Annotated in this window: 11 protein-coding genes; 7 read left to right on the forward strand and 4 right to left on the reverse strand. The window is 42.8% G+C overall.

From position 1 onward, the window contains the following. Window positions 1–179 precede the first annotated feature (179 nt). The 4 genes from IGI82_RS08280 to IGI82_RS08295 are packed head-to-tail and all read left to right on the forward strand — an operon-like array spanning window position 180 to window position 3,395. Window positions 180–1,145, forward strand: a complete 966-nt coding sequence (locus IGI82_RS08280; protein ID WP_074536418.1) for a PLP-dependent cysteine synthase family protein — start codon at window positions 180–182, stop codon at window positions 1,143–1,145. Further along, a complete protein-coding gene (locus tag IGI82_RS08285) occupies window positions 1,135–2,280 on the forward strand; it encodes a cystathionine gamma-synthase (protein WP_074934015.1) in 1,146 nt (381 codons plus the stop codon). The genes IGI82_RS08280 and IGI82_RS08285 overlap by 11 nt, the downstream gene beginning before the upstream one ends. A gap of 2 nt (window positions 2,281–2,282) precedes the next feature. Beyond that, window positions 2,283–2,927, forward strand: coding sequence for a class I SAM-dependent methyltransferase (locus IGI82_RS08290; protein WP_438842030.1), 645 nt, complete (start codon window positions 2,283–2,285; stop codon window positions 2,925–2,927). A gap of 12 nt (window positions 2,928–2,939) precedes the next feature. Beyond that, window positions 2,940–3,395, forward strand: coding sequence for an S-ribosylhomocysteine lyase (locus tag IGI82_RS08295; RefSeq protein WP_087627402.1), 456 nt, complete (start codon window positions 2,940–2,942; stop codon window positions 3,393–3,395). Between the two features lie 95 nt (window positions 3,396–3,490). Here IGI82_RS08295 and IGI82_RS08300 read toward each other — a convergent pair whose 3' ends face one another. Both IGI82_RS08300 and IGI82_RS08305 read right to left on the reverse strand, forming a co-directional pair. Then, window positions 3,491–4,246 carry a Tat pathway signal sequence domain protein gene (locus IGI82_RS08300; protein ID WP_087627403.1) on the reverse strand — a complete coding sequence of 252 codons (756 nt, stop codon included), beginning with the start codon at window positions 4,244–4,246 and terminating at the stop codon, window positions 3,491–3,493. A 105-nt stretch (window positions 4,247–4,351) separates the two neighbouring features. Then, window positions 4,352–4,891: a hypothetical protein gene (locus IGI82_RS08305; protein ID WP_438842031.1), complete on the reverse strand. Its 540-nt coding sequence runs from the start codon at window positions 4,889–4,891 to the stop codon at window positions 4,352–4,354. A gap of 388 nt (window positions 4,892–5,279) precedes the next feature. On the opposite strand from IGI82_RS08305, the gene IGI82_RS08310 reads away from it, so the two are divergent. Continuing rightward, on the forward strand, window positions 5,280–5,519 hold the full coding sequence (locus IGI82_RS08310) for a hypothetical protein (protein WP_015509602.1): 240 nt from the start codon (window positions 5,280–5,282) through the stop codon (window positions 5,517–5,519). Between the two features lie 48 nt (window positions 5,520–5,567). Here IGI82_RS08310 and IGI82_RS08315 read toward each other — a convergent pair whose 3' ends face one another. Next, window positions 5,568–6,305 (reverse strand): amino acid ABC transporter ATP-binding protein, encoded by a 738-nt coding sequence (locus IGI82_RS08315; RefSeq protein WP_005225946.1) that lies wholly within the window; start codon window positions 6,303–6,305, stop codon window positions 5,568–5,570. 1 nt (window position 6,306) lies between these two features. Beyond that, window positions 6,307–8,460: an amino acid ABC transporter substrate-binding protein/permease gene (locus IGI82_RS08320; protein WP_438842032.1), complete on the reverse strand. Its 2,154-nt coding sequence runs from the start codon at window positions 8,458–8,460 to the stop codon at window positions 6,307–6,309. 270 nt (window positions 8,461–8,730) lie between these two features. Between IGI82_RS08320 and uvrB the strand changes: the two genes are divergently transcribed. Both uvrB and uvrA read left to right on the forward strand, forming a co-directional pair. Next, a complete protein-coding gene (gene uvrB, locus IGI82_RS08325) occupies window positions 8,731–10,722 on the forward strand; it encodes an excinuclease ABC subunit UvrB (protein WP_008382187.1) in 1,992 nt (663 codons plus the stop codon). 13 nt (window positions 10,723–10,735) lie between these two features. Beyond that, window positions 10,736–13,552, forward strand: a complete 2,817-nt coding sequence (gene uvrA, locus IGI82_RS08330; RefSeq protein WP_438842033.1) for an excinuclease ABC subunit UvrA — start codon at window positions 10,736–10,738, stop codon at window positions 13,550–13,552. Window positions 13,553–13,728: the final 176 nt, after the last annotated feature.

Below are 13,728 nucleotides of genomic sequence, written 5' to 3' on the forward strand. Positions count from 1 at the left end.
GTGATTCACTTCTATCCGGATAAGACGACATTTTTTTGGGGTACTGATGTAATAGTCAGTACCCCTTTTTGTTTGCTGTTTTTTACCGCTTTCATTGGCGACGGCTGATGATTGCAAATGAAAATGGGTACATGAAGCATACGAGTTGTGCCAAACAAAGTTGAGCGAGGAGTCGAGCGATGATCGTTAATAATATAAAAGCATTGATTGGGCACACCCCATTCTTTGAATTTGATGCCGCAGCATTTGGCGGCAAAAAGGGAAGTACCATCTATGCGAAACTTGAGTATTTAAATCCTGGTGGAAGTATCAAGGACCGCTTAGGAAAGTATTTGATCGATGAAGCGTTTCGCGAGCATGTGATCGATCATGAGACAACCGTTATCGAACCGACAGCGGGAAATACTGGAATTGGTTTAGCTTTAGCTGGAATCGAGTATGGCTTAAAAATGATTTTTGTCATTCCTGAAAAATTTAGCCTTGAAAAGCAGCAACTGATTGAAGCGTTGGGCGGGACCATCGTTCATACGCCCACTGAAGCAGGCATTCAAGGGGCGATTGAAAAAGCAAAGGAAATAGCAAAACAGCTACCAAATAGTTATATGCCAATGCAATTTCACAATCAAAACAATCCTGCAGCCTACCAAGCAACCTTAGGCCCAGAGATCTTTCAGGAGTTATCTGGAAAAATTGACAGCTTTGTTGCTGGAGCTGGCAGCGGGGGGACCTTCGCGGGTGTCGCAACATACTTAAAGAAGCAAAAATCAAGCACTCGACTTGCTGTCGTTGAACCAGAAGGATCGATCTTAAATGGCGGGCCTGCCCATGGACATGAGATTGAAGGGATCGGTGTTGAGTTCATTCCCCAATTTTTTGACGATTTGCTTATTGATCAAATTTATACGATCAGTGATGCGGAAGGCTTTGCTTTTACTCGTTACTTGGCAAGAAACTATGGTTTGCTTGTTGGAAGTTCAAGTGGAGCGGCGATGGCAGCAGCAGTAAAAGAAAGCCTCGAATTACCAACTGGAAGCTCGATCGTTACCGTCTTTCCAGATGGAGGCGATCGCTATCTATCAAAACAGATTTATGCGGGTGAATCAGCAATCACCCCATTCATAGGAGGAGTAAACCATGCATTTTAATACAAAAGTAATCCACGGCGGTATCAGCGAAGACGAAATGACTGGTGCTGTTAGTGTGCCAATTTACCAAACATCAACCTATCGGCAAAATGCTCTTGGTCAGCCAAAGCAATATGAATACAGTCGTTCAGGCAATCCAACTCGATTTGCCTTAGAAGAATTGATTGCGGATCTGGAAGAAGGCGCCCAAGGGTTTGCTTTTGCCTCTGGATTAGCAGCCACCCATGCGGTCTTCTCGCTGTTTCAGACTGGAGACCATGTCATTTTAGGGGATGATGTATATGGCGGGACGTTTCGTTTGCTCCATCAAGTATTAGAAAAAAGCGGATTGTCTTATACACTTGTCAAAACAAATGAGCTAGCTGCCGTTGAAGCAGCCATCCTTCCAGAAACCAAAGCGATCTTTCTGGAAACGCCGACTAATCCATTATTGAAGATCACGGACATCGCAATCGTTGCCCAACTAGCTAAAAAACAGGACATTTTGACGATCGTGGATAATACCTTTGCGACCCCTTACTTTCAAAAGCCGCTACAATTAGGCGCAGATATTGTGATTCACAGTGCTACCAAGTATCTCGGTGGACACAGTGATGTAGTAGCTGGGTTAGCGGTTGCCAAAGAGCCAAAAATCGCCGAAAGAATTGCTTTTTTACAAAACGCCATTGGTGGTGTATTGGGGCCTCATGATAGCTGGTTGATTCAACGAAGCATCAAAACTCTTGCTTTGCGGATGGAAGCACATCAAAACAACGCGATGAAAATTGCTCACTACTTACAAGCACATCCAGCTGTCGCAAACGTGTATTATCCAGGATTGATTGCCCATGAAGGACATGAGATCGCCAAATCACAGATGTCTGGGTATAGCGGTATGATATCTTTTGAACTAAACGATGAATCGAAAACAGCAGAATTTGTTGAATCATTAAAGATTTTTACTTTAGCAGAAAGCTTAGGTGGCGTGGAAAGCTTGGTAGAAGTGCCAGCCGTGATGACCCATGCCTCGATCCCTAAAGAAATTCGTGAGCAATCTGGGATCAAAGATGGCTTGATTCGGTTGTCTCTCGGCATCGAAGACGGTGAGGATCTGCAGGCAGATTTAGAGCAAGCGTTTGAAAAGGCAGGTAGCTAGTGATGGGGAGAGAGTTTATTCCAATTTTTTCTGACTGGGCAGCTGAGTACGATGAAACAGTTGCAGGTAAGGATGAAGAATATCGAGCGGTTTTTTTCAAATATGGACAGTTACTCGCTGAAATTGCTGAAAAAGCAGGGCAGTCTGTGGTAGAATTTGGTAGTGGAACTGGAAATCTAACACAAGCTCTGCTTGATCAAGGAAAAAACGTGCTGGCAATCGAGCCATCGCCAGAGATGCGGCGAATCGCCAAGTCAAAACCCAGTCTTTCTAAAGTGACTTTTGTAGATGGTGATATGGAGGTTTTTCCTGAGATCACGGATGTGATTGATACGATCGTTTCTACCTATGTTTTTCATCATCTTACGGAGGACGAAAAACAACGGGTAATCGGCAAATATGCTGCGATGCTGCCCAAAGGCGGGCAAGTGCTTTTCGGGGATACGATGTTTCTTTCTCTAGCCCACAAAATGGAACGAATCGATGAAGCACGGCAAGCTGGTCACCAGCGACTAGCCGCTGATCTGCAAAGAGAGTACTATCCAGTCACAGCGGATATCGAACGATACTTTCGTCAGCATGGGTTTACCAGTCGTTTTAAGCAGATCAATGAGTATGTTTGGCTTGTGGAAGCACAAAAAGAGTAGGAGAGAAGTACAATGAAAATGAATGTTGAAAGCTTTAATTTGGATCATACGAAAGTCAAAGCACCTTATGTACGGGTTGCCGATAAAAAACAAGGAACGAATGATACCATCATCAAATATGATGTCCGTTTGAAGCAGCCGAACCAAGCGCATATGGATATGGCAAGTCTGCACTCGCTAGAACATTTGACGGCAGAATTGATTCGTAATCATGCGGATTATATCGTGGACTGGTCGCCAATGGGCTGCCAAACCGGCTTTTATTTGACTGTCTTGAATCATGACGATTATGAAGAGATTTTGACCGTCCTAGAAAAAACCATGAAGGACGTTTTGCAAGCAACTGAAGTACCTGCCAGCAATGAAGTGCAATGCGGTTGGGCGGCGAACCATACCTTAGAGGGTGCGCAAAAATTAGCGCAAGAATTTCTTGATGAACGTGACAATTGGTCGATCGTTTTTGCCTAAATAAAAATAGAAGTAGAAAAAAGGTGCCTGCGTTTGGATTCGCAGACGCCTTTTTTGTTAAACCCGCAAAGAGACGGGGGTTCGATAGTTTTTGTTTATGGTTCTACTGCTTGGACAGTGATGCCGACTCCGTTTGGATTATAGGTTTGACTAATGTAAAACTCAAATCCTTCATGAACAAAGAAAAGTCTCCGAATGGCGCTAACGTCTCTGATGTGAGCATCTAAACCATACTGTTCGATCAATGTCTCTTTGATCTCCTCAATATCATCCTCTTTCCCGAATTGTGAGAAATCAATACCGAAAAATTCTGGGACATCAACCAATGTAATTCTAGATAAATGTTCATTTCCCGCGTTATCGGAGTCAAAATCAAAGCTGATTTTGGACAGTTTGTCCCTTGAACCTAAAGGAACTCTTTTTGTCTCGAGAGCGCTGCTGTCAGCCATCGTTGATAACAAATCAATGGCTGAATCAGGTAAACGAGTGGTTACTTTTCTTACTTCATCAACCATTGCTCCTTGATCGGGAGAAAAAACTTTTCTAGTCTCTTCCGTGACGATCACATTTTCGCGGCGCCGCTTTCGGTTAATGGCACTGCGCTCTTGGTTTACCCGATCACTACGTTTGATGAGATCGAGGCCAAGATCGCTGATGGATTCAGGGGAAGGTCTTTCTTCCAGTAAAGCAGTTAAGTAATCGATCTCTAAAAACTGCTCGTAGGCAGCTGCTGGTTGATTTTCGCTGTAGAAGAGGACAGCTCCGAGTAAAAAACAACTAATGCCCAAACAAAGCAAAAGACTTCTTCTGCGATGCTCCCGGATTTTTTTCAGAGGACGATTCAGTTTCATTTTATCCTTCAACTCCTAAGTTTTTTAGACGACTCATGATAATAGAGGTGTTTGAATTTCATCACGCATTTTGCCAATCTTAGTTACGAGAGATCGCTTAATGGATTACTCAATTTCTGTTTCAGAAAACTGATCATGCCAGGTAACGCCAGTAACGGTTCGGTTGGAAAGGGTAACGATGATCGCTTCGCCCTCTTGATTGATCCAGGCATTGGATTCCACGCCTAGAATCGCTAGTCGCCAAGAAGGCAGTCCACCCATGATCTCTAATACTTGATCGCAGGACATTCCTTCTTGCAATTGGTGGAGCAAATCTTTGGTGACGGTTCTATTCCAACGTCGTGGCAATCCAATCTGCAATTGCTCGCAATAGGAGAAGTGAGAGGTGGAATCTTCGGTACTTACTGACTGTTGATCAAGGCTGTCAGAAGAGCTGCTTGTGTCAATTGTAGTAGACGTTGTTTGCTTTTCAGTAGAGGAAGAGCTTCTAACTTCCGAATCCATTGACAATGATTGAGAAGTCACCGCTGTTTCTAATGAAGAACTGCTTTGTCGCGTTTCATCCAGGAGTTCGTCAATCAGGGTACAGCCTGTGAGTGATAAGGAAAGGAAAATCAGTAAGGGAAAGAAATAGATGGTTTTCATACGATGTATGCCTCCAAAGTAATTTTCTGCATTTTTCTTTTGTTGTTATTTTAAGGTTGGTTTTTTATAAGAAGGGTTCTAACCGATGGTTAAACAAAAGAATCAATGTATTTATACAGCTTATGCAGTTATGGAGGGAGTGTTCTTTAATAAGTGTAACATGCCACTCCTGATCTGACTACTCGATTTCAAATTGCATTTCATAGTTTTAATAAAATTTAGTCTCTATTCCTGATGATTATGAAATTCACGTGATATACTATAGTCAACTACAAGATAAAAAAATACGGCTTCAGTGGCAAAGGGCATTTGACGCAAACAGATCGTTGGGAATGTTTTCGAGCATTTGAATGTGGCATTGTTTTAATAGAAAAGAGAGGAAGAGGGAATGAAGATCTTAAGGGACTGGCAAGCAAAACATCAAGCGAAAAAAGAAACAAAAAAACAGGCATTACGGTTAAAAAATGCCAAGCTTCGTGCAGCGGGGAAAGAGCCGTTGAAGGGCTGGGGGAAAATGGTTGATACTGGCATCGGCGGGGCGAACAAAGCAAACCCCATCGATACAAAAGTGTTTTTGGGGGAAAATCAAAAGCGGATCGCAGATGAAACGAAACGGAACAAACAATAAAGAAAACCTCTGCAACAGTTCCTTCGTCGGACTGTTGCAGAGGCTTTTTTAAATATTCAATACTTTGTCTAAGAAGTCTTTGGTACGCTCATGCTTAGGATTGGTAAAGATTTGCTCAGGTGTACCGTCTTCCAAGAAGTTCCCGCCGTCAATAAACATCACACGGTTTGCTACTTCTTTGGCAAACCCCATCTCGTGAGTAACGATCACCATGGTCATTCCTTGTTTTGCCAAATCCTTCATAACATTGAGTACATCGCCAACCATTTCTGGATCGAGTGCGGAGGTTGGTTCATCGAACAACATCACATCGGGATTCATTGCTAAAGCTCTAGCGATCGCCACCCGTTGTTTTTGTCCTCCAGACAGATTGTCAGGGTACATGTCTTTTTTATCTGCCAAACCGACCGTTTCTAATAAACGAATTGCGTTCTTTTCCGCTTCTTGCCGAGAAGCATTTTTTAGATCCATCGGTGCTAAAATGATATTTTCTAAAACCGACAAGTGAGGGAAGAGATTGAAATGCTGAAACACCATGCCGATATGTTGACGAACAGCATTGATATTGGTGTTTTTATCCATCAGATGTGCGCCGTCAACGATAATATCGCCGCTGGTTGGTTCTTCTAAGCGGTTCAAACAGCGTAAGAACGTCGATTTCCCAGAACCTGAAGGACCGATCACACAAACGACTTCTCCTTCAGCGATTGAAACATTGATATTATTCAATACGGTATTGTCGCCGTATTTTTTCACAAGATTTTCAACTAAGATTTTTTCTTTCATGCTATTTCACCTTCTTTTCTAAAACTTTTGCAAGTTTCGTTAAAGCTGTGATCACGACTAAGTAAATAATCGCGATGATCAAGTAAACATAGGTACTTTGCGTAGTCCGAGCAACGATGATTTTCCCAGTTTGCAATAATTCTACGACTCCGATAACCGAGATGATCGTTGTATCTTTCAACGAGATAACAAATTGGTTAACGAAAGATGGAATCATGATTTTGATCGCTTGCGGTAAAATGATTTTCTGCATTGTCCGAGTGTAGGTCATCCCCAAACTACGAGAGGCTTCCATCTGACCTTTTGGCACCGCATTGATCCCGCCACGGACGATCTCAGCGATATAGGCACTGGCATTTAAAGTCAATGTAATGACCCCGGCTGCAAAGTCGGGAATCGTGATACCAATGGCATCGGAAAGTCCGAAGAAGATGAAGAAAGCCAATACCATCATAGGAATACCACGAATGATATCAACATAGATCCCTGCAAAAACCCGCAATGCTTTGATTGGAGCAACACTAAATAGTCCAAAAATGATGCCGATCACTAATGCTAAGGCAAAAGAAATCAATGCTAGTAAAAGGGTATTCCATAAACCTTTTAATAAGACGTTATAGTTGTTGCTGATCAAACCAGTGATCGTTGATTCATCCACTCGTTTTTCTGTGGCAGAGCCATCTTCAATGTATTTATTGATGATTTGATCGTACTCGCCAGTCCGTTTCATTTCTTTCAATGCTTCATTGAACATTTGGATTAGTTCAGGATTTTGGCCTTTTTTCACCGCAAATCCGTACTGACCACCAGATTCTTTTTCAATCGGTGTCACTAGTTTTTGACCTTGGCTGATGGCATAACCAATCACTGGATAATCATCCATCATGGCATCGATTTGCCCACCGTTAACAGCCGCATATAATTGATCGGCAGCATCATAATATTTGATCGAATAGCCATATTTCTCTTCGTTGGCGATCAAGAAGTCTGCACTTTCTGTTCCCACTTTCGCACCAACGGTTTTTCCATCTAAATCTTCATAGGAATTGATGGAATCATTGCCTTCTTTTACAGCGAGCTGAATGCCGCTTTCAAAGTAAGAATCAGAGAAGTCGTAGGATTGACGACGCTCATCAGTGATTGTCATCCCAGCGATCATCCCATCTGCTTGGTTACCATCCAAGGCTTGCAAAGCTCCGGAAAAACCGATGAAATTGAATTCGATGTTGAACCCTTGCAATTCTGCCGCCCGGTTCATTAAATCAACATCGATCCCTACATACTCATTGTCTTCATTTTGGAATTCAAATGGAGCGAAGGCTGAGTCACTGGCAATTCGGTAAACATCTTTCTTTGGTTCGACTTTCACCATTTCACTAGTGCCTGCATCTGTATCAGACGTTGTGATGTAAGTATTGACGATTTCGTCGTATTTGCCGGAAGCTTTCATATTGGCTAAACCAGCGTTGAATTTTTCAAGGAGTTCTTGATTTTGGCCTTTTCTGACGGCAAATCCGTAAGAAGCGCCTTTTTCAGGTTCGCCGACAAGCTTCATTGGTTCGCCATTGTTGATAGCATAGCCAAGCACTGGATAATCATCAAAAGCGGCTGCCACAGTACCATTGCGTACAGCGCCATATAGTCCAGTAGCGTCATCATATAATTTGATGTCGTAGCCATATTGGTCTTTACTGCTTTCTAGAAAGCGGGCACTTTCGGTACCAACCTTTGCACCGACCGTTTCGCCTTCAAGATCCTCGTAGCTAGTAATACTGTCATTGTCAGCAGCTACTGCCATTTGAATCCCACTATCGAAATAAGGATCAGAGAAATCAAAGGTTTCTTTACGTTCATCTGTGATACTCATCCCAGCGATCATGCCATCTAACTGATTTGATTGCACGCCTTGAATGGATGCGTCAAAACCTAAAGGACGTAAATCAACTGCAAAACCTTGATCTTCTGCGATCGCATTTAATAAATCTATATCGATCCCAACGTATTCATTATTTTCATTTTGGAATTCGAAAGGAGCAAATGTTAAATCTGTTCCTATCTTATACGTAGTTTCCTCCGCACTTGCTGACTTTACTGAGAGCGTAAAAATGCTGATAATCAGCGCGATTAAAGCGAAGGACATGTGTTTTCTTTTCAAGAAAATTCCCCCTTTAGATATAACGTATTTATAGATTATATGGATTTTTTCTTCAACACACAAGTCTTTCTCTTTAAAAATATGACAAAATCGTTTAAACCTCACATTAGATGTTAGAAAATCAAACATGTTAAGTTATGCTTAATCGCATGAAACTTTCATAGCAAATGATGGCGAAAGTATGTTCGCTATGATATACTTATTTATGGAAAAGCGGCAGCGAGTTTTTCTTTTTTTGTTGTCGTTTAGAATAATCGAGGGGGAATGAAGATGATCGAAAGAACAACTTCCCATGAATTTGACTTAGTATCAAAATATCAACCAGCTGGGGATCAACCAGAAGCGATCCATCAATTGGTTGACGGGGTGGTCGGTGGAAAAAAAGCACAGATTTTGTTGGGAGCCACTGGGACCGGTAAGACTTATACGATTTCTAATCTAATCAAAGAAGTCAATAAACCGACATTGATCATTGCCCATAATAAAACATTGGCTGGACAATTATATGGCGAGTTCAAGGACTTCTTTCCAAATAATGCAGTCGAGTATTTTGTCAGTTACTATGATTACTATCAACCAGAAGCGTATGTTCCTTCCAGTGATACATACATCGAAAAAGACTCCAGTGTCAACGATGAAATCGATAAGCTCCGTCACTCGGCGACAAGTTCTTTATTAGAGAGAAACGATGTGATCGTTGTAGCTTCTGTCTCTTGTATTTTCGGTTTAGGTTCGCCGATCGAGTATGCAAGACAAGTTGTTTCTTTACGAGTAGGGATGGAAAAGTCTCGGGATCAACTATTAAAAGAATTGATCGAGATCCAATTTGAACGAAACGACATCGATTTTCAACGGGGGCGTTTTCGCGTGCGCGGCGATGTTGTGGAGATTTTCCCAGCTTCTCGTGATGAGCGAGCGTTACGCATTGAGTTTTTTGGCGATGAAATCGATCGGATTCGTGAAGTTGATGCCTTGACGGGCGAGATCATGAGTGACACCGAACATGTGTCGATCTTTCCGGCAACCCACTTTGTGACCAATGAAGACCATATGGAACATGCGATCGCTTCAATCCAAAGTGAACTCGATGAACGACTGAAAGTTTTGCGAGCAGAAAATAAGCTGCTGGAAGCACAGCGTTTAGAGCAGCGAACCAACTATGATATTGAAATGATGCGAGAAATGGGGTATACCTCAGGGATCGAAAACTACTCTCGCCACATGGATGGACGAAAAGAAGGGGAACCGCCTTATACGTTATTGGATTTCTTCCCAGATGATTTTCTATTAGTAATCGATGAATCACACGTAACGATGCCCCAAGTTCGTGGGATGTATAATGGTGACCGTGCTAGAAAACAAATGTTAGTGGATTATGGCTTCCGTTTGCCTTCTGCACTGGACAACCGTCCGTTACGCTTGGAAGAATTTGAGAAACATGTCAATCAAATCGTCTATGTGTCAGCAACACCTGGCCCCTATGAATACGATCAAACCGATACCGTCGTTCAACAAATCATTCGACCAACTGGTCTGTTAGATCCGGTGATCGAAGTACGACCGATCATGGGTCAAATTGACGACCTCGTAGGAGAAATCAATGAGCGAGTTGAGCGAAATGAACGGGTCTTTGTCACGACCTTGACGAAAAAAATGTCTGAAGATTTGACGGATTACTTTAAAGAATTAGGGATCAAAGTCAAATACTTGCACAGTGACATCAAAACATTGGAACGAACAGAGATCATTCGCGACCTGCGTCTCGGTGAATTTGATGTACTGGTCGGAATCAACTTACTGCGAGAAGGGTTAGACGTGCCGGAAGTTTCTCTGGTTGCGATTCTTGATGCCGATAAGGAAGGCTTCCTGCGCAGCGAACGCTCCTTAGTCCAAACCATTGGACGGGCAGCCCGAAACTCTGAAGGAAAAGTAATCATGTACGCCGATAAAATGACCGATTCGATGCAGCGAGCGATCGACGAAACAGCGCGACGCCGAAGTATTCAAGAAGCCTATAACGAAGAACATGGAATCGTACCGAAAACCATCATCAAAGAGATTCGCGATCTGATCGCAATCACGAAAGTGGCGGAAGAAACTGGCGAATACACCACGACTTCTTATGAAGAGCTGAGTCGTGAAGAAAAAGCAACCTTGTTGTTGAAATTAGAAAAAGAAATGAAAGATGCTGCGAAAGCACTGGATTTTGAAACGGCTGCTACCTTGAGAGATACTATTCTTGAGCTAAAAGCTGCTGATTAGAAGGAGAAACAATATGGCAAATGATAAAATCGTGATCCATGGGGCACGGGCCCATAATTTAAAAAATATCGATGTGACGATTCCCAGAGACCAGCTCGTTGTTGTAACTGGTCTTTCGGGTTCAGGGAAAAGCTCCTTAGCATTTGATACGTTGTATGCCGAAGGACAGCGCCGATATGTCGAAAGTCTATCGGCGTATGCCCGTCAGTTTTTAGGGCAAATGGATAAACCCGACGTAGATAGCATTGATGGACTTAGTCCAGCGATTTCTATCGATCAAAAAACCACCAGCAAGAACCCGCGATCAACAGTGGGGACGGTTACTGAAATCAATGATTATCTGCGGCTTCTTTACGCCAGAATCGGTCACCCAATCTGTCCCAATGATCATATTGAGATTACTAGTCAGTCGGTTGAGCAGATGGTGGATGAAGTTTTGGCATTACCAGAACGCACCAAGATCCAATTGTTGGCACCTATCGTTTATCAAAAGAAAGGGCAGCACAAAAAAGTCTTCGAACGTATCCAAAGAGAAGGTTATGTTCGGATGCGGGTGGATGGCGAAGTCTATGATGTCTCCGAAGCGCCTGAATTAGAAAAAAATAAAAAGCATGATATTGCCATCATCATTGACCGAATCGTTGTAAAGGAAGGCATCCGTTCTCGTCTGTTTGATTCCTTTGAAGCGGCATTACGTTTAGCTGATGGCTATGCGGTAGTCGATGTGATTGGTCAAGAAGAGATGCTTTTCAGTGAACATTATTCTTGTCCGTATTGTGGCTTTACAGTTGGTGAATTAGAACCACGGCTCTTTTCATTCAATGCGCCTTTTGGTGCTTGTCCAGACTGTGATGGTCTTGGTGTGAAGCTAGAAGTCGATGTCGACCTAGTGATTCCCGATCAAAGCAAAACGTTGCGTGAAGGCGCACTATTACCTTGGAACCCAATCAGTTCACAGTACTATCCGCAAATGCTGGAACAAGCCTGTCAAGAGTTCAATATCGATATGGACACACCCTTTGAAGAGCTGCCAGAAGAACACAAAGACATTATTTTGAATGGTTCGAATGGCGAAATTTTCCATTTCCATTATGAGAATGATTTCGGTGGCGTGCGTGATGTTGAGGTAGCTTTTGAAGGAATCTTACCAAATATTAAGCGCCGTTATCATGAAACCAACTCTGATTTCACCCGTGATCAAATGCGTTTGTATATGACGGAATTGACTTGTAAAACTTGTCATGGCTATCGTTTGAACCCTCAAGCGCTGTGCGTACAAGTCAACGGAAAACACATTGGTGAAATGAGCGAGATGGCAATCAACAATGCGTTGAACTTTGTCGAAGAATTGAAACTATCGGAACAAGAGCAAATGATCGCACGTCCGATCGTGAAAGAAGTCGATGATCGTTTAAGCTTCTTGAAAAATGTCGGATTGGACTATTTGACCTTGAGTCGTGCATCAGCCACACTCTCTGGTGGGGAAGCGCAACGGATTCGTTTGGCAACACAAATCGGCTCCAATTTGTCTGGGGTGCTTTACATTCTTGATGAGCCATCGATCGGTCTTCACCAACGGGATAACGATCGCTTACTAGATTCATTGCGGAAAATGCGTGATCTTGGGAATACCCTGATCGTCGTTGAGCATGACGAAGACACGATGCGGGCAGCGGACTACTTGATCGATGTCGGTCCAGGTGCAGGACACGCAGGTGGCGAGATCGTCGCTGCAGGCACTCCTGATGAAGTCGCAGCCAATGCGTCTTCCTTAACAGGTCAGTACTTATCAGGAAAACGACAAATCCCGACACCAACGGAACGCCGCAAAGGCAATGGTGAAAAGATTCGTGTGACCGGTGCTTCTGAGAATAACTTGAAAAACATTTCGGTCGATTTTCCATTAGGAAAGTTCGTCGCCGTTACTGGGGTCTCTGGCTCTGGTAAATCGACATTAGTCAACGAAATTTTGAAAAAAGCCTTGGCGCAAAAAATCAATCGGAATTCGAACAAGCCTGGTCGCTTTAAAACCATTACTGGTTATGAAGCTATTGAGAAATTGATCGATATCGATCAAAGCCCTATCGGTCGGACGCCTCGAAGCAATCCAGCAACGTATACCAGTGTCTTTGATGACATTCGCGATTTATTTGCTAAAACCAATGAGGCGAAAGTCCGTGGTTATAAAAAAGGCCGCTTTAGTTTTAATGTAAAAGGTGGACGCTGTGAAGCATGTAAAGGGGACGGAATCATCAAGATCGAGATGCACTTCTTACCTGATGTCTACGTACCTTGTGAGGTTTGTCATGGCAAACGTTATAACTCAGAAACGTTAGAAGTTCATTACAAAGGAAAAAATATTTCGGAAATCTTAGATATGACCGTGGAAGATGCAGTGGAATTTTTCCAACATATTCCTAAAATCCATCGAAAATTGCAAACGATCGTCGATGTCGGTCTAGGTTATGTCACGATGGGACAACCAGCGACTACTTTGTCTGGTGGGGAAGCGCAACGGATGAAGCTTGCCAGTGAACTGCACAAAAATTCCAATGGTAAGAGTTTTTATATCTTAGATGAACCAACGACTGGTCTGCATACGGATGATATTGCCCGTTTGTTGAAAGTTTTGGAACGATTTGTCGACGCTGGCAATACCGTTTTAGTGATCGAACACAACTTGGATGTCATCAAATCAGCGGACCATGTGATTGATCTAGGTCCAGAAGGTGGCGAAGGCGGTGGAACGATCATTGCAACTGGTACACCAGAAGAAATTGCTGCGGTTTCTGAAAGCTACACCGGTCATTATTTGAAAAAAGTCCTTTAAGCAAGGAAAAGAGCACTCACTTTTTTACTTGTCTGTCAATAGGTTTCGCTAAAGTTTAAGGAAGCGTGAAATATCTGCAAATTTCATGATAAGGGCTTGAAATCAAAATTTTATTTGATAGAATAGCAATAGGTATACGTATATTCGCATTGAATAAACTGCCTATAAGTTCTATC

This window comes from Enterococcus sp. AZ067 (assembly GCF_051715005.1).
Lineage (GTDB): Bacteria > Bacillota > Bacilli > Lactobacillales > Enterococcaceae > Enterococcus_D > Enterococcus_D casseliflavus.